The 20565-nt window shown below is 61.0% G+C and carries 14 protein-coding genes and 5 pseudogenes; 5 read left to right on the top strand and 14 right to left on the bottom strand.

Annotated elements, in window-relative coordinates; translation table 11 throughout:
* Positions 1–2 precede the first annotated feature (2 nt).
* From LJU32_05745 to LJU32_05730, 4 genes and pseudogenes are all read left to right on the top strand, one after another.
* Entirely contained in the window at positions 3–1124 is a 1122-nt protein-coding gene (locus LJU32_05745) for an ATP-binding cassette domain-containing protein (protein WKV89828.1), read from the top strand.
* Positions 1114–1757, top strand: a pseudogene (locus LJU32_05740) (ABC transporter permease). The gene LJU32_05745 and the pseudogene LJU32_05740 overlap by 11 nt, the downstream one beginning before the upstream one ends.
* A gap of 474 nt (positions 1758–2231) precedes the next feature.
* Entirely contained in the window at positions 2232–2525 is a 294-nt protein-coding gene (locus tag LJU32_05735; GenBank protein ID WKV89827.1) for a hypothetical protein, read from the top strand.
* A 105-nt stretch (positions 2526–2630) separates the two neighbouring features.
* The gene (locus tag LJU32_05730) at positions 2631–3257 is read left to right on the top strand and encodes a class I SAM-dependent methyltransferase (protein ID WKV89826.1); all 627 of its coding nucleotides are present in this window, start codon (positions 2631–2633) and stop codon (positions 3255–3257) included.
* Between the two features lies 1 nt (position 3258).
* Here the strand turns inward: LJU32_05730 and LJU32_05725 are convergent, their stop codons facing one another.
* From LJU32_05725 to LJU32_05710, 4 genes and pseudogenes are all read right to left on the bottom strand, one after another.
* Positions 3259–5511, bottom strand: coding sequence for a glycoside hydrolase (locus LJU32_05725; protein WKV89825.1), 2253 nt, complete (start codon positions 5509–5511; stop codon positions 3259–3261).
* Positions 5512–5599: 88 nt separating this feature from the next.
* A pseudogene (locus tag LJU32_05720) lies at positions 5600–8661 on the bottom strand (efflux RND transporter permease subunit).
* The gene (locus LJU32_05715) at positions 8658–9722 is read right to left on the bottom strand and encodes an efflux RND transporter periplasmic adaptor subunit (protein ID WKV89824.1); all 1065 of its coding nucleotides are present in this window, start codon (positions 9720–9722) and stop codon (positions 8658–8660) included. The pseudogene LJU32_05720 and the gene LJU32_05715 overlap by 4 nt, the downstream one beginning before the upstream one ends.
* Positions 9719–10821 (bottom strand): annotated as a pseudogene (locus LJU32_05710) (efflux RND transporter periplasmic adaptor subunit). The gene LJU32_05715 and the pseudogene LJU32_05710 overlap by 4 nt, the downstream one beginning before the upstream one ends.
* 123 nt (positions 10822–10944) lie before the next feature.
* On the opposite strand from LJU32_05710, the gene LJU32_05705 reads away from it, so the two are divergent.
* Positions 10945–12105: an AAA family ATPase gene (locus LJU32_05705; protein WKV89823.1), complete on the top strand. Its 1161-nt coding sequence runs from the start codon at positions 10945–10947 to the stop codon at positions 12103–12105.
* Positions 12106–12152: 47 nt separating this feature from the next.
* Here LJU32_05705 and LJU32_05700 read toward each other — a convergent pair whose 3' ends face one another.
* From LJU32_05700 to LJU32_05655, 10 genes and pseudogenes are all read right to left on the bottom strand, one after another.
* Positions 12153–13025, bottom strand: coding sequence for a transporter substrate-binding domain-containing protein (locus LJU32_05700; GenBank protein WKV89822.1), 873 nt, complete (start codon positions 13023–13025; stop codon positions 12153–12155).
* Positions 13022–13803, bottom strand: a pseudogene (locus tag LJU32_05695) (amino acid ABC transporter ATP-binding protein). Before LJU32_05695 ends, LJU32_05700 begins: the two are co-directional and overlap by 4 nt.
* The gene (locus LJU32_05690) at positions 13800–14459 is read right to left on the bottom strand and encodes an amino acid ABC transporter permease (protein ID WKV89821.1); all 660 of its coding nucleotides are present in this window, start codon (positions 14457–14459) and stop codon (positions 13800–13802) included. Before LJU32_05690 ends, LJU32_05695 begins: the two are co-directional and overlap by 4 nt.
* Positions 14440–15105: an amino acid ABC transporter permease gene (locus LJU32_05685; GenBank protein WKV91044.1), complete on the bottom strand. Its 666-nt coding sequence runs from the start codon at positions 15103–15105 to the stop codon at positions 14440–14442. Before LJU32_05685 ends, LJU32_05690 begins: the two co-directional genes overlap by 20 nt.
* A gap of 590 nt (positions 15106–15695) precedes the next feature.
* A complete protein-coding gene (locus tag LJU32_05680) occupies positions 15696–16493 on the bottom strand; it encodes a MetQ/NlpA family ABC transporter substrate-binding protein (protein ID WKV89820.1) in 798 nt (265 codons plus the stop codon).
* A 167-nt stretch (positions 16494–16660) separates the two neighbouring features.
* Positions 16661–17591, bottom strand: a pseudogene (locus tag LJU32_05675) (sigma 54-interacting transcriptional regulator).
* Positions 17592–17642: 51 nt separating this feature from the next.
* Entirely contained in the window at positions 17643–18224 is a 582-nt protein-coding gene (locus LJU32_05670; protein ID WKV89819.1) for an alpha/beta hydrolase, read from the bottom strand.
* 286 nt (positions 18225–18510) lie between these two features.
* Entirely contained in the window at positions 18511–18912 is a 402-nt protein-coding gene (locus LJU32_05665; protein WKV89818.1) for a biopolymer transporter ExbD, read from the bottom strand.
* A gap of 1 nt (position 18913) precedes the next feature.
* The gene (locus LJU32_05660) at positions 18914–19639 is read right to left on the bottom strand and encodes a MotA/TolQ/ExbB proton channel family protein (protein WKV89817.1); all 726 of its coding nucleotides are present in this window, start codon (positions 19637–19639) and stop codon (positions 18914–18916) included.
* 45 nt (positions 19640–19684) lie between these two features.
* Complete coding sequence (locus LJU32_05655; GenBank protein WKV89816.1) at positions 19685–20494, bottom strand: energy transducer TonB; 810 nt, start codon at positions 20492–20494, stop codon at positions 19685–19687.
* Between the last annotated feature and the right edge of the window lie 71 nt (positions 20495–20565).

Here is a 20565-nt window from a genome sequence, read left to right as displayed (position 1 = left end):
GCATGACTGCCGCGATCCAACGGCGACTGGAGCTTCCAGAGCCACAGCATGCCGAACAAACCGAGCTGCATCCCGAGTTGAATCGCGCCCACGTACGCTTTATCGGCGTAGGCAAAACCTACAACGGCCGGCAAGGTCCGGTCGCAGCGTTGCAGGGCATCGACCTGGCGATTCAGCGTGGTGAAGTGTTTGGCATCATCGGCCGCAGCGGTGCCGGCAAGTCGTCGCTGATTCGCACGATCAATCGCCTGGAGCAGCCAACGTCAGGGCGGGTGTTGATCGATCAGGTCGATATCGGCGAGTTCGATGAAAACCGCCTCGTCGCTCTGCGCCGGCGTATCGGCATGATCTTCCAGCACTTCAATCTGATGTCGGCCAAGACCGTCTGGCAGAACGTCGAGTTGCCGCTGAAAGTCGCCGGCGTGCCGAAGGAGCAGCGCGACAACAAGGTTCGCGAACTGCTCGAACTGGTCGGCCTGCAAAGCAAGCACAAGGCGTATCCGGCGCAACTCTCCGGCGGACAGAAACAGCGTGTCGGCATCGCCCGCGCGCTGGTGCATGACCCAGACATCCTGCTCTGCGATGAAGCGACATCGGCGCTCGACCCGGAAACCACGCAGTCGATCCTCGGCCTGCTGCGCGAGATCAACAAACGCCTGGGCCTGACCATTGTGCTGATCACTCACGAAATGGCGGTGATCCGCGAGATCTGCGATCGCGTCGTCGTGCTCGAGCACGGCCATGTGGTCGAGCAAGGCCCGGTGTGGCAAGTGTTCGGCGATCCGCAACACGCAGTCAGCCAGACCCTGCTCGCACCGCTGCAACACACCTTGCCGGAAGAACTGCAAAGCCGTTTGCAGGCGCAATCCACGGCGTCAGGTGCCGCTGTGGTATTGCGTTTGCAGTTCACCGGCAGTGCCGCTGATGAACCGGATCTGGCCGCGTTGTTTGCGGCGTTGAGTGGCCGAGTGAAGCTGCTGCAGGGTGGCGTCGAACGGATCCAGGGTCATGCGCTGGGGCAGCTGTTGCTGGCGGTCAGCGGCTCGACTTTCAGCGCCGAACAATTGCGCGAACGCGCCGGGCAATGGGCGCAACGAGTGGAGGTATTGGGCTATGTGGTTTGATCGCTTGCTGCAGGGTTTTATCGACACCTTCCTGATGGTGGGCGTGTCGTCGCTGATCGCGCTGCTGGTGGGGATTCCCATGGCGGTGATTCTGGTCACCAGCGACAAGGGCGGAATCTACGAAGCGCCGCTGTTGAACCGTGCGCTGGGCGCCTTCGTCAATCTGTTCCGCTCGATCCCGTTCCTGATTCTGATGGTCGCGCTGATTCCGTTCACCCGCCTGATCGTCGGCACCACCTACGGCGTGTGGGCCGCGGTGGTACCGCTGACAATCGCCGCAACACCCTTCTTTGCGCGTATTGCCGAGGTCAGTTTGCGCGAGGTCGATCATGGCCTGATCGAAGCTGCACAGGCCATGGGTTGCCGGCGATGGCATATCGTCTGGCATGTGCTGCTGCCCGAGGCACTGCCGGGAATTGTCGGGGGTTCACCATCACGCTGGTGACGATGATCAATTCGTCGGCCATGGCTGGGGCAATTGGCGCCGGTGGGCTGGGGGATATCGCTTATCGCTACGGCTATCAGCGTTTCGACAGCCAGATCATGTTGACGGTGATTGTCTTGCTGGTGGCGTTGGTGGCGGTGATTCAGTTAGGTGGCGACAGGCTGGCGCGAGGGCTGAATAAGCGCTAATGTCGATAGCGGCAGGTGGCCATCAACCAGACCCATGTGATCGCACTATTTTCGGCATCGCCCTTAGTGAAAATCAGATGTCTCCTACACGGTTTTTAGCGTTTCGCCAGCCCGAACCACGCGGGTTTGCAGGACGATTCCTAGAATAATTTGCCTGCTTGTACCCGAAATATCCGGTAGCTAATCTCCGGTCGTCACTGTTTTGCGGTGACCGGATTCAGTTGTCCGGATTCGCTGGGCGTACAGTCAGGCCTGACCTCGGCAGAGGCTTTAGCTGTCCGATGTTGGCTGTGTGCAGGGCACTTTCGGGTGCATCGATAACCGGCGGCCGGCGACTGATCTGCGTGCAGCCGCCGTCCTGCTCGTTTAGTCGCGAAATGGTTGGCTCCCACTTGATGTCAGGAGTTTACCCATGGAAAAAATCTCACCGATCCGCCACTCAGCCTTTCTTCCAGCAAGCGGTTCACCGAGGATTTGCTCAAGGATCGCTCTGCATTGTGCCGCGCCGTTGACTCGCATCTGGCCGGCACTCAGGTCACGTTGGCGGGACAGAAACGCGTCTACAGCATCAGCGAGGATGTGACGCTGGAGGACGCCCAATTATATGTCGCCGACCTGTTGCGCTGCGCATCGGTGACCGTCCATCAATGCGGTGACCAGCTCGGGGGCGCGGATCGAGCCATGGTGTTCTCGGTCTGGCACCTGCTGGAAATGGCCAAGGCGATGATGGACCGTTCGATCGATTGCCTGGGGGCGAAGCAGCACTGACGCCCTGGCACCCATCGCCGCCTGCGCTGGCGCCAGCGCAGGCGGCGTTTTTTGCCGGTGAAAAAGCTTATAGTCCGACCTCACATTGCCAATACAGCATCGATCATGAAGCAGACGCCCAGCGACCTCGAACAGATCACCGCCACTACCCTCGGTCACTACAACTCGGTGGCCGAGGACTTTCGCGAAGGCACTCGCGACCACGATGTCAGCCAGAACATCGAGGCCCTGCTACGGCACATTCACGGTGAAGCGCCTTTCACGATTCTTGATTTCGGCTGCGGGCCGGGCCGGGATTTGCAAACCTTCACGCGCATGGGCCACGTCGCGATCGGCCTCGATGGCTCACAGGAATTCGCGCGCATGGCCCGCCAGGACAGCGGTTGCGAAGTCTGGCAGCAGGACTTTCTCAAGCTTGATCTACCCGCCGAGCGCTTCGACGGCATCTTCGCCAATGCCGTGCTGTTTCATGTGCCGTTGCAGGTGTTGCCGCAAGTGCTACGGCAACTGCACGGCACCTTGAAACCGGGTGGCGTGCTGTTCAGTTCCAATCCGCGTGGCGACAACCAAGAGGGCTGGAACGGGCCGCGCTACGGCTCGTATCACGATCTCGAAGCCTGGCGCGGGTTGCTGACGGCGGCGGGGTTCGTCGAGCTGGAGCATTACTACCGGCCAGCGGGGTTGCCGCGCGAACAGCAGCCTTGGCTGGCGAGCGTGTGGCGCAAAGTCTGAGTCAGGGCGCTGCCTGTACCTGATATTGGCTGACGCTGCCGTCCGCGAACAATGCAGTCAGGCTGTGTCCCGGTAACGTCCGGCCCTGCCAATTGCGTGGAGCGGCGTCGAAATTGGCCAGCAGTCGCGTGCCGTCGGCAAACGTCGTCTGCTGTACCAGGCGGTCCTCGCTCAACCAGTCAAAAGCGGTCAGCGCTTGCGTCGCCAGACGTTCGTGCAGCGGACGAAAGAATCGATCCTGACGCACGATCAACGGCAAGCGCTGATCAAGGCTGGCCGCACTCAGGTGGTACAGCGGCGGTACGTTGTAGAGCAACTGCGTGAGCTCGTTTTCCACCCGCACGTCGCTCAGTTTCAGGTTATCGAACAACCAGTGATGACTGGTGATGACAGAGCCGTGAAATACCGCCTGATACAGCGGTAAACGGCTGGCGGGGGCGAAGTGCACGCGTCGGTAGTCAGCCTTCAATCGGGTCGGTTTGAAGAACACCGCAGGCTGCTCCGGTGGGTACCATTGGCCGACGAACAAGTCCGCTGTGCCCGGCTGATGCATGTCGCGATCGCCCCAACCGATCACTGGCGTCTGCATGCCATGGGCGAACAGGACTCCCCGAGCGGTGGCGGCATTGCCATCCTCGGAGCCGCTCGGCAGCTGCAACACCTCGTTGATCCAGCGCGATGCTGCAACATTGCCCGCGGCATTCTGCGCCTGGGTCATCGGTGCGCCGGGACGATAACTGTCGAAAAGCATCCCCGCGGCATAAGCATCGAGAAACCAACTGTTGAAGCCGGCAACCTTCTGGATTGCATCGATGCGCCGCTCAAACAACGGTCGCACACATCGCGGATCGGTATAGTGACCGGACTGCTGAAACCCGCTTTTCAGCGCACCGTTTTGCTCCACGATCGCACACTCGGTATTGGCCCGATCGCCGAGGTGCGCGGTGGTCCAGTCCGGATTTTCATCCCGGCGCAGCGCGGTTTCGTAGGAGTCATAGGGGGCAATCAGATACCCCGCCGAGACGGCGGCACGCACCGCCTCGGGATGCCAGAGTCCACCTTCCCAGCCCTCGCCGAGCCCAAGCCATAAACGCGAAAGTCCAGCGCTCTGCAATCGTTCAATGGTTCGCCGCGACAAGGTACGCCCCCAGCGCGAAGGATCAGGCGCCAGCGTACCCTTCAGAACAACGGCCAGCTGCTCGCGCACCTCAGCGTACCCGTTGACCAGCGCCTGCATGTCCGGCACCGCCCGCGCCTGCCAGGTTTTGCGCGCCTGAGTGTTCAGCGCGCGATTGAGACTGCGCAGCATCACAGTCTGTTGATAGCGATTGAGTACGGTCTCGCTGGCGAGCAACCGCAGCGCTTCAGGATCCATCGCCGCCCGAAGTTCACTGACCAGCACACCCGGGCCGCGCAATCGGGCAATCAGCAGCGGCCAGTTGCGCACATCGTCGGGGCCGAGCAGATCGTTGCCCCACAGATAGACATGCGCGGCACCGATCAGCTTGGCGGCTTGCGGGGTCTTGATCAGCTTGTTCGCCAAGCTTTCAAATTGATCACTATCGATGAGCCACTGCTTGTAGCGCTTGGCCCCGGCCAACGGATCGGCAGCGCCGAGAAACAGGCTGAAGGTCAGCGGCTTCGAGGGTTCAAGCGTAGTGAAACGGTGCCTGGCCGACAGCCCCAGCGCATCGCCATTGGCCTTGAAGCGCAGTTGATTGTTGTAAGGGTTGGTCAGCAACCAGTGCAGGCTGAACTTCTCGTACTCCATCCCCCAAAGCGGCAGGCTCAAGTCCTGGGTAGTATCGAGCGCGCCCTGCGCGAGCAGGAATTTTTGCCACGCCCGGTCACCGCGCGGCACGTAGCGCCCTTCGGCAAGCGGCCAGATCAGCGCCTGGCCCATTGCACTGGCGGGCTGATGAATAAACTCGATTTGCGAGGGCGAGTTAGCCGTAATCGAAAACGTCAGGTCACGCTGGCCCAGGTCAACACTGAGCAACCAGCGCCCATCGTCCCATTGCCAATCAATGCGATTGCCATGCCTGACCATGTCGCTGACCTTGTGCCGCAGCACGCCTGCCGAAGCTTGCACTGGTGGCGCGCCGGCCGATTCAACCCGCACCGCCAGCGTCGCAGGATCGACCTGCACCCGCCACAGCTGGTTTTCCAGCAGCACTTCGGCCAGTGCTGCCGGCGACAGGCTCAAGCCAGCGAGCAGCAACCATCCGCGTAACCAGCCGGAAACAGTCGACATGGCACGTCCCTCCTCGAATGAAGAAGGGACGTTAGCGCAGTCCTCTCACGCTGTAAGTCAGACCTTTCCCAAATATCGCAGCGCTATCTCACTGCGCCGGTTTTTCATCCTTCTGCGGTTCGCGGATCTTGTACCAGGCCACATACAGCGCCGGCAGAAACAGCAGCGTCAGCAGCGTCGCCACCACGATGCCGCCAATCATTGCGTAGGCCATCGGCCCCCAGAACACTTCGCGGGCAATCGGGATCATGCCCATGCTCGCCGCCGCTGCGGTCAGCAGGATCGGCCGGCGCCGGTGTTCGGTAGCTTCGACCACCGCATCCCACGGCGCATAGCCTTTCTGCTCGAACTCATCAATCTGCGTCACCAGAATCACCGAGTTGCGGATGATGATACCGATCAGCGCGAGAATCCCGAGGATCGCCACAAAGCCCATCGGCGTGCCGGTCGGCACCAGCGCCAGCACCACGCCGATCAGCCCCAGCGGCGCCACACTGGCGACCAGGAACATCTTCTGCACGCTGTGCAACTGGATCATCAGGAACGTCGCCATGAGGAACAGCATCAGCGGCAGCACCTTGGCAATCGGCCCTGGGCCTTGCCGCTTTCCTCGACCGTACCGCCGGTGGCGACCTTGTAGCCGACCGGCAGTTTCGAGGCAAAAGCATCGATTGAGGGCTTGAGCAGTTTCACCAGATCGGTCGGCTGAATCTCGTCGCGCACCGAGGCCTTGATGGTGATGGTCGGCAAGCGATCGCGACGCCACACCAGCGGCTGCTCCAGTTCATAGCGCACGGTGGCGAACGCCAGCAGCGGAATCGAGGTGCCGCTCGGCGTAACGATCTGCAGGTTCTGCAGGGTTTCCGGGGTGCCGCGTTCGGAGTCCACCGCGCGACCGACCACATTGATGAGGTAGATGTCGTCATCGACCTGGGTCAACGGCGAGCCGCTGACAATGCTGTTCATCAAATTCGCCACGTCTTCGGAGGACAACCCGAGTTGCCGCGCCTTGTCCTGAGCGATGTCGATGCGCAGGACTTTGCCGGGCTCGTTCCAGTCGTAAATGATCTCGCCGATGTGCGGGTTCTTGTCCAGCTCGGTTGCCAAATCGATGGCGTGTTTGCGCACCTGATCGACATCTTTGCCGCTGACTCGATACTGAATCGGACGCCCCACCGGCGGGCCCATTTCCAGAGCCTGCACGTAGCTGCCGATGCCGACGAAGTCTTTGTGCAACCGTTCGCGCAGGCGCTGGCTGAGTGCCTCGCGGGCTTCGAAGTCCTTGCTGACGATCACCAGTTGCGCGTAGTAAGGGTTCTGCAATTGCTGGTCCAGCGGCAGGTAGAAACGGATCGCGCCCTGACCGATGTAAGTGCTCCAGCGCACGATGTCCGGGTCGCCCTTGAGCGTCGCTTCGAGCTTGTCCACCGCTTTGCGGGTTTCGTCGATCGAGGCGTTTTGCGGCAGGTTCAGGTCGACGAGAATTTCCGGGCGGTCGGAAGCGGGGAAGAACTGGTTCTGCACGAAGCGCATGCAGAACACCGCCAGCACGAACAACAGCACGGTGACGCCGATCGCCCACCAACGATTGCGCATGGCCCACAACAGACCACCGTTGAAGGCGCGACCGACGCGACCCGGCTCGGCGTCATGGGCCTTCACCTTGTCGCTGAGGATGTGTACGCCAATCACCGGCGCGAAGAACACCGCCACCACCCACGAGACGATCATCGCCACGGCAATCACCGCGAACAGCGTGAAGGTATATTCACCGGCCGAGCTGGCGTTGAGGCCAATGGGCACGAAACCGGCGACGGTCACCAGCGTACCGGTGAGCATCGGGAACGCCGTCGAGGTGTAGGCGAACGTCGCCGCCTGCTCCTTGCTCTCGCCCATTTCCAGGCGCGTAACCATCATTTCCACGGTGATCATCGCGTCGTCCACCAGCAGACCGAGGGCGATGATCAGCGCGCCGAGGGAAATCCGCTGCATGGTGATGCCGCTGTATTCCATGAACACAAAGACCATCGCCAGCACCAGCGGAATCGAGCAGGCCACCACCAGACCAGCGCGCACGCCGAGGCTGATGAAACTCACCACCAGCACGATGATGACCGCTTCGAACAGCGCGCTGGTGAAACCGCCGACGGCCTCTTCCACCACCACCGCCTGATCGGAAACGGTGTGCACACCGACGCCGACCGGCAGGTCAGCGGTGAGCTGGTCGATGCGCTCGTGCAGTGCTTTGCCGAATTCCTGAACGTTGCCGCCCTTCTGCATGGCAATCGCCAGGCCGATCGCCGGTTTGCCGTCGAAACGAAATTCCGGTGTCGCCGGGTCGACATAGCCACGGCTGATATCAGCGATGTCGGCCAGACGATAGAAGCGGTCGTTGAGCTTGAGGTTGACCTCGGCCAGATCTTTCTCCGATTCGAACTGACCCGACGTGCGCACGGAAATCCGCTCCGGCCCCGCCTCGATCACCCCGGCCGGGGTCACGGCGTTCTGCGATTGCAGGCTCTGCACCACCTGGCGCTGGTCGATACCCAGCGCTGCGAGTTTGCGCGTGGAGAAATTCAGGTAAATCGTTTCGTCCTGCTGGCCGACCATTTCGATCTTGCCCAGCCCCGGCACGTTGCGGATTTCTGCGCGCGCCTGCTCCACATAATCGCGCAACTGGCGCATGGTCAGGCCGTCGGCGGTGAAGGCGTAGACCGAGCCGTACACGTCACCGAATTCATCGTTGAATCCCGGCCCCTGAATACCCTGAGGAAACTGGCCGCGAATATCGTCGATCTTCTTGCGCACCTGGTACCAGATTTCCGGGATGTCCTTGGCGCTGGTGGTGTCGCGCAGGTACACGTACACCGTTGATTCGCCGGGGCGCGTGTAGCTTTTCACGTAGTCGAGGGAATCGAGCTCTTCGAGTTTTTTCTCGATGCGGTCGGTGACCTGCTTGAGGGTTTCTTCCTGTGTCGCGCCCGGCCATTTGGTCTGGATCACCATGGTCTTGATGGTGAACGACGGGTCTTCTTCGCGGCCCAGATTGAAGTAGGAGAAAACACCCATCAGCAACCCGACAAACATCAGGTACCACACGAAAGACTGGTGCTTGAGGGCCCATTCGGAGAGGTTGAAAGAGCCTTTCATTGACTGTCCTCGTCAAGTTTTACCGATTGTCCGGGTTTGAGACTGTTGACGCCGGCGCTGACCACGCGCTCGCCGTTTTGCACACCGCCGGCCAGCACCACGCTGTTGTCGCCACGGCTGACCACGCTGACGTCGCGGGGGTTGACGGTTTTGTTCTGCGTGTCGATCACCCAGATCCGGGTTTTGCCATCGACTTCCTGCAACGCAGTGAGCGGCAGTTCGATACGCGGCTTGATCGCCGAGCTGAGGGTCACGCTGATCGCGGTACCGAGGCGGAAACCGTCCGGCGTATCCGACAGGGTCAGGCGTGCGCGGCGGGTGCGCGTGGCGCTTTGAGCCTGGGGTTCGATCTCGCGGATGATTGCCGTGGTGTTGATGCTCGGGTCGAGTTGCGCAGCCACCGAGAACACCACGTCGCTGGGCAACTGATCGACCAGGGTATCGGGCAAATCGATCACCGCTTCCTTGATGTCCGGTTGCGCCAGCGTCACCACTTGTTGCCCGGCCGTCACCACTTGCCCGGCCTCGGCGTTCCACGCGGTGACCACGGCTTTGTGATCAGAGCGTAGCTCGGTGTAGCTCAGTTGATCCTTGCTCTGGCTGACCGCCGCCCGAGCCTGATCGAGCGAAGCCTGGGTGGTTTTCAGGTCCGTGTTGGCAACGTCCAGTTGCGCCTGCGCACCGACGCCGCGATCAAACAGCGCTTGCTGCCGACGTGCATTGGCCTGGGCGTTGATCAGTTGCGCCTGGATCCTCGCCAGATCGCCTTGGGCCGAACGCAACTGGTTCTGCTGGTCGGACGGATCGAGGGTGGCGAGCAGGGTGCCCTTCTGCACCTCGGCGCCGACATCGACGTTACGGCTGGCGATGCGTCCGCCGACGCGGAAACCGGTGTTGCTTTCATAGCGCGCCTGAATGCTCCCGGCGAAGCGCCCGAGGCTTTCTTCATTCAGCGCTTTGACCGTGACCGACAGCACCGGGCGTACCGGTTCCGGCGGTGTTTCCTTTTCCGAGCAGGCGCCCAGCAGCAGCGCCATGCACAACAGGCCGAGGCGCTTCATGGCTGCGCTCCCGGTTGCAGATCCTTGTAGGTGTTTTCGGCAATCTCGACTTTCATGCCGGGGTGCAGCAACTGACCGCCGGCGACGATGACTTTCTCGCCGCCCTTGAGGCCTTCGCTGATGATCACTTTGCCGGTCAGATAGCGACCGACCGTGACCGTATGCAACTGCGCTTCGCCTTTGTCATCGACCAGCCACACCGCCGGGTCGCTGATGTTTTTGTCAGCGCCGACCAGGGCAGTTCCACCGCCGATTTGCCGGTGCCCTTGGCGGTGGCACTGACCACCGAACCGAGCTGCATGCCCGGCGGCAGCTTGTCGAGGCTGACCTTGACCTGCACGGTGCCCGATTGCGCCGACACCGATGGCGTGATCTCACGCACGGTGCCGGTGGTTTTGATCTCGGGATTGTCGAGCAGGCTGACCACGATCGAACGATCGGACGGACGCTCGGCCAGCAGCGATTCGTAGACATTGAACACCGCGTCGCGGTCGCCATCACGGGCGAGGCTGAAAATCGGCGCGGTGGCCTGCACCACCTGGCCGACTTCGGCCTGGCGTTCGGTGATCACGCCCGGCGCATCGGCGATCAGCGAGGTGTAGCTGAGCTGGTCCCTGGCGTTGGCCAATTGCGCCTGCGCCGCGCTCAATGCGCTCTGGCTGCTGCGTAGCGCCGCTTGCGCCGAATCGTATTCGCTCTGGCTGGTGTAGCCCTTGGGCAAGAGTTTTTGCTGACGCACGAAAGCGGCCGCCGCTTGTTTTACGCGGGCCTGTTCAGCGACGACCTGGGCTTGAGCGGAATCGACGTTGGTCTGCAGATCTTTCGGATCGAGTTTGGCCAGCACCTGTTTGGCGGTGACGCGGTCGCCGACGTCGATCATGCGCTGGATGATCTTGCCGCCGACGCGGAACGACAACTGCGTCTGCACTCGCGCTTGCACATCACCGGTGAGGGTCACCGCGGCGGCGTAGTTGGCCGGCTCGACCTCTTGGACAAAAACCCGCGGCAGGTATTCCTGAGCAGGTTTCTTGTCGCCGCAAGCGGTGAGCAAAGTGAACAGACTCAGCATGACCGCTGTTTTCATTCCGGGACTTGCCATGCAGACTCCTTCCTGTGTACGAACGTGCAAGTGACGATACGACTGTGAGCTTAGAACAGGGTTCAACGTTCGCCTGAGCGATCACAACATTTCCGTGTGGAAGCTGCCGAAGAGAGGAATTCCATGCTTCATACCTTGGCCGTGGCCAATTACCGCTCGATCAACAAACTGGTGATTCCGCTCGGGCGCCTGAACCTGATTACCGGGCCCAACGGCAGCGGCAAGTCCAACCTCTACCGCGCCTTGCGCCTGCTGGCCGAAACCGCGCAGGGCGGCGTGGTCAACGCGCTGGCGCGTGAAGGCGGGCTGGACTCCACGTTCTGGGCCGGACCGGAAACCATCAGTCGACGCATGCGCAACGGTGAGGTGGCGATCGAGCCGACCGTGCGCCATGGCGTGAAAAGGTTGCGCCTGGGATTCGCCGGCGAGGACTTCAGCTACGCCATCGGCCTGGGTCTGCCGGAGCCGAGCACTTCATGCTTTGCCCTCGACCCGGAAATCAAACGTGAATGCATCTGGGCCGGCCCGGTGTTTCGCCCGGCGAGCCTGCTGGTCGACCGCAACGGCCCGATGATCCGCGCCCGCGAAGGTCGCGCGTGGGATGTGCTGGCGCAACACACGCCGAACTTCGACAGCCTGTTCGATCAGGTCGGCAATCTGCGCAGCTCGCCGGAAGTGTTCCAGATGCGCGAATTCATCCGGCGCTGGCGCTTTTATGATCACTTTCGCAGCGATGCCGACGCGCCGGTGCGTCAGCCGCAACTGGGCACACGCACGCCCGTGCTGCACCACGACGGCCGCGATCTGGCGGCAGCCTTGCAAACGATTATCGAGATTGGCGATCCGCAAGCACTCACCGCAGCGGTCAGCGATGCCTTTCCCGGCACGCGCCTGAACATTGCGCCGTTGGCCGGCGGCCGTTTCGCTATCGAGTTTTATCAGGAAGGCTTGTTGCGACCGCTGTCAGCGGCAGAACTGTCGGACGGCACCTTGCGTTATCTGCTGCTGATCGCCGCCCTGCTGACCCCACGACCGCCATCGCTGATGGTGCTCAACGAACCGGAAACCAGCCTGCACCCGGACCTGCTGCCGGCGCTGGCACGGCTGATCATCCGCGCTTCGGAGCAGTGTCAGGTGTGGGTGGTGTCGCACGCGCGGCGATTGATCTCGGCGTTGCAGGAAGACCCGGAATGCAATTGCATCGTGCTGGAGAAGACGCTGGGGCAGACCGGGATTGTCGGGCAGCGGGTGCTGGATGAGCCGGCGTGGCATTGGCCAGACTAGCCCATTCGATCGTTCCCACGCCCTGCGTGGGAACGATCAACAGGCAATCACCCCTGCCACTTGCCCCCTTCAACAATCACACTCTCAGGGCGGGTGTCATCGCTCAGCTCTTTGCGCACATATTGGTCATACAGCTTGAGCAGGTATTTCTCCTCGCCCAATTTGGCCAGCTCGCTGTTGACCCAGTCACGCAACTCGAGATTGCCCTTTTTCACGGCCGGCGCAATCGGCGCCTCGGCTCCGAGCTTTTCTTCAAGCACGCGATACCCCGGGTTCTGCTTGGCCCAGCTGAACAGCACGAGATTGTCCTGCGCATAGGCATCGCCACGACCATTGGCCAAGGCTTGCAGCGACTCGGAGTTCTTTTCGAACTTGAGCAGTTTCCAGTCCGGATGGTTTTTGGTCAGCCAGATATCCGCGGTGGTGCCGGTGGTGACAATCGTGGTGCGCGTCGCCAGATCATCGAGTTTCTTCACCGAACTGCCCTGCGGCACCAGTGCCTGCACGGCGACCTTGAGGTTCGGGTTGGTGAATTCCACCGCTTCCTTGCGCTCCGGGGTGACGGTCATGTTGGCGAGGATCAGGTCGACCTTGTCGCTCTGCAAAAACGGAATGCGACTGGCCGGCTCTACGGCAACAAACTCGACCTTGTTTTCATCGCCGAGCAGATCTTTGGCGAAGCGCCGGCCAATGTCGGTGTCGAAGCCAACGTAGCGCCCGGCCTCATCGACGAAACCGAACGGGGGCTTGTCGGTAAATACACCAACGATCAATTTGTCGCGGGCCTTGATCTTGTCCAGATAACCGGCGGGTGCGGCGCTTTCGCTGGCGACCTTCGGCTTGGGTGGCTCTTCGGTTTTACCGCAACCGGCAAGCAAGGCGAGGCTAAGCAGGGGCAATAACAAAGCGGCAGTTTTCATAGCAGTTCCAGTTCCTTTTTCGGATTCGTTTCTGGCGATGTGGCAACGAAGGAGAACTTCTCCAGAAACTGCTGCGCGCGTGCGGTTTGCGGGTTCGTAAAGAAAATCTCGGGTGGGGACTGTTCGAGGATGCGTCCGGCATCCATGAACACGATGCGGTCGGCCACCGCGCGGGCGAAGGCCATTTCGTGGGTGACGATCAATAAGGTCATGCCTTCGCGGGCCAGACCCTGAATGACTTGCAGTACTTCCTTGACCATTTCCGGGTCGAGGGCGGCGGTGACTTCGTCGAAGAGCATGACGCGGGGTTCATGCACAGCGACCGAACAATGGCGATGCGTTGCTGCTGGCCGCCGGAGAGCTGACGCGGGAAAGCATCGCGCTTGTTCAGCAGGCCGACACGTTCAAGCAAGGCTTCGGCCTGCTGTTGTGCTTCGCGGCGCTGGCGCTTCTGCACCTTGAGCGGGCCGAGCAGCAGATTGTCCAGGACGCTCATGTGCGGGAACAGGTGATAGCTCTGGAAGACCATGCCGATCTGCTGACGGATTTCGCGCCAGTCGATGGCAGTGTCCAACAGTTCGCGCCCGATGAACTTCAAGCTGCCGCTGTGGGCCTCTTCCAGGCCATTGAGGCAACGCAGCAAGGTGCTTTTGCCGCAACCGCTGGGTCCGAGAATGACCACCACTTCGCCGCTCTGTACTTGCAGATCGACGCCATTGAGCACCTGCTGGGCGCCATAGAATTTGTTGAAACCGTGAAACTCGATCAGTGCACTCATGCTTGCGTCCAGCGTCGCTCCAGCACGCGCGAAGCGGCCGAGAGCGGGTAGCAGATGAAAAAGAAAAACAGGAACAGCGCGCCGTAAATCAGTACTGATTCGTAGGTGCGCTCGATGATCTGTTGGCCGACCTTGATCACATCGACCACGCCGATCAGCACCGCCAGCGAACTGGTCTTGATGATCCGCGTATAGACGTTGATGGTCGGCGGCGTCATGCGCTTGAGTGCTTGCGGCAGCAGCACGTAGCCATACAGTTGCGCTGCATTGAGGCCGATCGACAGCCCCGCTTCACGCTGTCCGCGCGGCAACGAATGCAGCGCACCACGCGCTACCTCGCCAACCTCGCTGGCGCCCCACAGCGACAGCACCAGTACCGCGCACCAGAAGCTCGGCAGGCTCAGGCCAAAGAAAATCGGCAGACCGAAGAACAGCAGGTACAACCAGACCAGTACCGGTATCGCCCGGAACAGCTCCAGATAGATGCGCAAAATCGCGTTCAGCCACGTTACGTTCAACGTGCGCAGGACACCGTAGAGCACACCGCCGACGGTGCTGATGGCGATGCTCAGAAACGAGATCGACAAGGTTTGCCCGGCGCCTTTTGCCAGCTGCGGCAACGACACCCAGAGCAACTCAAGACCCGAACTGGCCATGCTGGAGCCTCCTTTCAAGACGGCTGAGCAACAGCGACAGCGGCAAGAACAGCAGCACGCAGATCAGCGTCAGCACGGCGAGCATTTCGTAGGTTTTGTAGTAGAGCGCGATATAGCTCTTGGTGGTGTAGAGGATTTCCGGCACCGCTACCGCCGAGACCACGGTGGTTTCCTTGAGCAGGAAAATGAAATTGGCGAACAGCGACGGCAAGCTGAGGATCCCCGCCTGCGGCAGGATCACGTAGCGCAGCAACTGGCCGTGAGACAGGCCAATCGACCGTCCGGATTCCAGTTGCGCCTGGGGCACCGCATCGACGCCGGCGCGCAGCACTTCGGTGAGATAGGCGCCGCCAAGGAAAGTCATGGTGATGATTGCGGCAGTGAAACCGGAAACCTGGATCCCCACTGCCGGCAACGCGAAGTAGACGAAGAACAGCTGAATCAGCAACGGCGTGTTGCGCGCCAGCTCTACATAAAGGCCGACCATTTTCTGCAGGTATGGCGTGCGAAACACCAGAATCGTCGCGTTGAGCAGCGCGACCAGCAGCGAAGTGCCGATGGCGATCAGTCCGACCTGCAGCGTCACGCCGACGGCTTTGAGAAAGGCCGGCAGAGTGCTGAGGATAAAGGCGTAGTCGAAAATCATGAAGCGTCCTGACGCCGCAGGGTAAGCGGCGGTGATGCAATCCATGGACAGCGGGTACCTGTCCGGCAGGCACTGACTTTATAGGTATAAAAACAAGAATTTAAATACCGTTAAAGCATATTGATATCACCCAAAAAACTATCCTGTGGGTTTGCCGGGAAGGAATAAGACGGCTATTTTTCTTTGCGCTGTAGGACGGATCTTTTTTCACGAAAGACCTCCAAGGAACCGCAGCTTTTGGCCAGACTCTCCGGCCCATTCATCACAAGGAAGAAAGACATGGACGTAAAAGTGCCGCAGCGGCTGGATCCGCAGGACATCGTGAAATTGCTCAGGGCGTTGCGCCGGGCGTTGAAAGCGCAGGTGGCCTGAGGTAACGGCAAGATTGATGGTTCCCCGCTCCGCGTGGGAGTGCAGCCCGGGACGCTCCGCGTCCCATTAAGGGCCGAACGCGGAGCGTCCGATGAGGCATTCCCACGCAAAGCGTGGGAACGATCTTTTCAACGGCTTGAAACGCACACACAAAAACGCCGATGCCCATCACTGGCCATCGGCGTTTTTAACTCTGAAGCAGGTTCACTCAAGTCAGATCAGAATGCCGGCAGCACCGCGCCGCTGTACTTCTTCTCGATGAACGCTTTGACTTCCGGGCTGGTCAGGGCCTTGGCCAGTTTCTGGATCGCGTCGCTGTTCTTGTTGTCCTCACGGGCCACCAGGAAGTTCACGTACGGCGAGTCGGCGCCTTCGATCACCAGCGCATCCTTGGTCGGGTTCAGCTTGGCTTCCAGCGCGTAGTTGGTGTTGATCATGTCCAGATCAACTTCTTTCAGCACGCGCGGCAGCAGGGCCGATTCCAGTTCCTTGAACTTGAAGTTGTGCGGGTTCTTGGCGATGTCTTTCGGCGTTGCCAGAGCGTTCTTCGGATCTTTCAGTTCGATCAGGCCGGCCTTTTGCAGCAGGATCAGGGCGCGGCCGCTGTTGCTGCCTTCGTTGGGGATGGCGATGGTCGCGCCGTCCGGCAGCTCAGCCAGAGTCTTGTACTTGCTCGAGTAGCCACCGAACGGTTCAACGTGAACGCCCTGCACGGTCACCAGATACTTCGCCTTGTCGTCCTTGTATTTACCCTGGTTGAAGCTGTCCAGATACGGCTTGGTCTGGAAGTAGTTGGCGTCCAGACGCTTCTCGCCAACCTGTACGTTAGGCTGCACGTAGTCGGTGAAGACTTTGATTTCCAGGTCCACGCCTTCTTTGGCCAGGGTCGGCTTGATCAGCTCGAGGATTTCAGCGTGAGGCACCGGCGTTGCGGCAACCACCAGTTTCTCGCCAGCGTTGGCGAAAGAAGCCGTGAGCGCAGCCGCCAATGCGGTAAACAACAGAACCTTTTTCATGCAGTGTCCTTATCGAAAATCACGGTCGTCATCGACGACGGCATTAATACGTGTGCCAGTGAAGTGATATCGCTGGCGTGAGGCGGACAATACCCGGATTTTTTATTCCCGGACAATAACGTTTATTCAGCTTCATATTCCATTTTGTTCATGTTGAGGAAAACGGCTCACACCGCCTCGCTCAACTGAATCAGCCATTCTTTCAATGCCTTACGCTCTGCACCGCTGCCGCCGATGTGGGTCTGCCTTACCAGACGTTCGATCTGAACCTGCGGCGCAGACGCGTCGGGCAGGTTCAGGTGTTCCGGCAGAATCTCGTCACCGGTGCTGACCAGCAGGGCGAAGTGAATGACGTTTTCCAGCTCGCGGGTGTTGCCAGGCCAGCTGTGCTGTTCGAGTACATGCTGCGCGGCTTCGCTGATCAGCGGCACGGGCAGGTCGAGACGCTGGCTATAGATGCCGAGGAAATACTCGGCGAGCGAAAGGATATCGCCGGTGCGCGCGCGCAGCGCCGGCAATTCGAGCTGGCCCTCGCTGAGGTAGTGATAGAGCCGCTCGTGGAATTTGCCGGCGTCCACCGCTTGCGCCAGATCGATGCTGGTGGCCGCGACCAGGCGCACATCCACCGGACTTGGCTGATGCGCACCGACGCGGGTGACTTCGTGGTTTTCCAATGCCGCGAGCAACTTGATCTGGATCGGCAGCGGCAGATCGCCGATCTCATCCAGGTACAAGGTGCCGCCGTTGGCCGAACCGAACCAGCCGGCGCGGCTGCTGGCCGAACCGCTGTAGCTGCCGGCGGCGTAGCCGAACAGTTCGGCGTCGGCGTAGGTCGGGCTGATCGCGCCGCAGTTCACCGAAACGAACAGACCGCTGCGGTCACTGGCGCGATGGATATGCCGGGCGAGCAGCTCTTTACCGGTGCCCGTCTCACCGCGAATCAACACTGAAATCGAACGCGGTGCCAGTTGCTCGAGTTCTTCGCGCAATTGCCGTGAACGCGGATCGACAAATACCAGCGCCTTGGCACGAATGCTCAGGGGCTTTTTCCGCATCGGGAAAGGTCAGCAAGGGCTGACCGAAAGTTTCGAAACTCATGGCAGGCTCCCGCCCAAAACCGCCAGCCGACGGGGGCGTTGAATAAAAAGGTCAGGCGCGACGGCGGGCGTGGTGTTCCAAGCGGTTTTGCAGGCGATAGAGGTAGGCAAACCCCTGCTCCCAGCGCTGATGCCCGGACTTGACGTTGATGTGCCCGGCCCCGGCAAGAATCCCCGCCTCCGCGCCCCAGTTGCGCGCCAGTTCCAATGCGCGCGGCGCGCTGACGGCGGCGTCGTTGTCGGAACTGACCACTTGACTGGGGAATGGCAACAGATCCGTCGGAATCGGTGCGAAGTTGCGCAGTGCCGGCGCGCAGGCAGGACGCTCGACGTCGGCCGGCGCGACCAGCAACGCCCCGCGCACCTGACGCAGGTATTGCAGCGGCGCAGTTGCCGCCCAGTGAGCAACGGTGATGCAGCCCAGGCTGTGAGCGATGAGGATCACCGGTGTGCTGTCGGCGGCAATCGCTTCGGCGAGCGCGGCGACCCAGTCCTCACGGCGCGGCGTCAGCCAATCGGCCTGCTCGACCCGCGCGCTGTTCGGCAGGCTGTTCTGCCAATGGCTTTGCCAATGATCTTCTGGCGATCCCTGCCAGCCCGGCACAATCAGGTAACGGATTGATTCATTGCGCATGGGGAGCTCTCCTGCGTCGTGTCTGTTCCGGGTCGAGTATAGGGAGAGGAGTTATATTCGTTAAGGAATAAGAAGCTATTTATTAATACCCATAATGCATATGAGGCGCGAATCCTGTGGGAGCGAGCCTGCTCGCGAATGCGGTGCATCAGTCGACGCTGATGTTGTGGAGAATGCCGCCTTCGCGAGCAGGCTCGCTCCCACATTGGAGAGTGTCGTGGGCAAAAAACGAATAAAAAAGGGCCGCACCCTGCCAAGGAGACGGCCCCGGAAAAGCAAAAACCTGTCAGCGCGCGGTGATCACCGACAATTTGGTAATCCCTGCCCGTTCGATCGACGCCATGGCTCGCGCCACTTCGCCGTAATTCACCCCATCATCGGCCTGCAATTGCACGCGCACCTCCGGGTCCTTGGCTTTGGCCGACTTGAGGTTGAATTCGAGTAAGTCGGGCTGAATCTCGTCCTTGTTGATAAACAGCTTGCCGGCGCCGTCGATGCTCACCACCAGCGGATCCTTCTGCTCGACCGGTGCCACCGCTTCGGTCTTCGGCAGGTTGATCGGGATCGCGTTGGTCAGCAGCGGCGCGGTGACGATAAACACCACCAGCAGCACCAGCATCACATCCACCAGCGGCGTCACGTTGATCTCGCTGAGCACCTCATCCGTGTCTTGCGTGGAGAAGGCCATATCAGGACGCCTCCTTCACTTTTGCCGCGTTGCCCGACGTTGCCACCTTGTGTGCGGTCGGGTGGATCAGCACGCGGAACGCGCTCTTCTGCGCCAGGCTGTAGAAGTCGTGGGCGAAGTCATCGAGATCCGCCGCGGTCAATTTCAGACGACGCAGAAAGTAGTTGTAAACCAGCACCGCCGGCACCGCGACGGCGATCCCCACGCCAGTCGCGACCAGTGCCGCACCGATCGGCCCGGCCACCGTTTCCAGGCTCGCCGAACCGGCGGCGCTGATGCCTTTCAAGGCCTCCATGATTCCCCACACCGTGCCGAACAAACCAATGAACGGCGAGGTGCTGCCAATACTCGCGACCACCGCCAGACCGGTTTCCAGCGAACGGCGCTCGCGCACGATCTGCTGGCGCAAGGCACGCTCGAGGCGATCCTGATGGTTGATCGCCTGGCTCAGGTCATTTGCCTGCGGCGCCTCGCCCACCTGGATCGCCGCGTAACCGGCCTGCGCCACCCGCGCTGCGGCGCCGGGCTGGGTTTCGCTCAACTCGGCGGCGGCATCCAGGCTCGACGCCGCCCAGAAGCGTTTATGAAAGCGCCGATCCTGCGCCTTCAAACGACCGAACTGCACAGCCTTGAGCAACGCCAGGCCCCAGGTGGCGACGGAAAAAACCACCAGCAGCCAGATCACCGCGCTTTCGATGGATTCCAGTGGAGATGCCAGTAACGTCATGATGTGTTCCCTCGTGTAAACATTTCGCGCGAATTTGGTTTCGGTTTAATGAATCTTGAAATCGATAGGCACGCTGACCCAGCCGTCCTGGGCGACATCACCCTGCTTGGCCGGGACGAAGCTCCAGCGCTTCACAGCGTTGAGCGCGGCGTCGTCGAGCTGCTGGCGGCCACTGCTTTTGGCAATCTGAATCTCGCCCGGTTTGCCGCTGGCCAACACATGCACGCGCAACAACACCGTGCCTTCCCAACCGCGACGCTGAGCCAGCGACGGATATTCCGGAGCCGGGTTTTTCAGATACGCAGCGTTGGCTGAAGCCGGCGTAACGGGCGCCGGTGCTGGTGGCGCAGGAGGCGCTGGCGCGGCGACCGGGGCTGCCGGTTTCGCTGGCGCAGGCGGTTGCTCTACTGCCTTCGGCGCCGGTTTGGGCGGCGGTTTCACCACTGGTTTGGGTTTGGCGATCGGCTTGGGCGGCGGCGGTTTTACCGCCAATTCCTCTTCCACCGGCGCTGGCGGTTCGACCACCGGTGCCGGTGGTGGCGGCGCAACAACCGGCGGCGCTGGCGGAGCCGGACGCGAAAACTCGATGGTCATCGGCGGAATTTCTGGCGGCACTACCGGCAGCACCGGCGTCGGTTTCTGGCTGACCCAGTAAATCACCGCGCCATGCACCAACAGCGCGAGCACACCGAGCAGAAGGGTTTCGCGCCGACTCAAAATACCCTTGGGCGCTCGCTGCAAACGCAACTGCCCCAACGGCACCCGGTGCGGCCGGCCAAGATCGACCAGTTCGCCACTCGGCGTATGCCGCCACAGCAATTCCCCTGCGCTGGCGGCGGTCTGGACATTGCCCATTGTTCAACTCCCTGCGGTCTCTTTCGTTCTACAAGCCAAAGCGATCAACCCGCCCTTCTTGAAGGCCCCAC

The sequence above is a fragment of the Pseudomonas sp. B21_DOA genome (assembly GCA_030544685.1).
GTDB lineage: Bacteria > Pseudomonadota > Gammaproteobacteria > Pseudomonadales > Pseudomonadaceae > Aquipseudomonas > Aquipseudomonas fluorescens_AO.
This window is presented reverse-complemented; position numbering and strand designations above follow the sequence as displayed.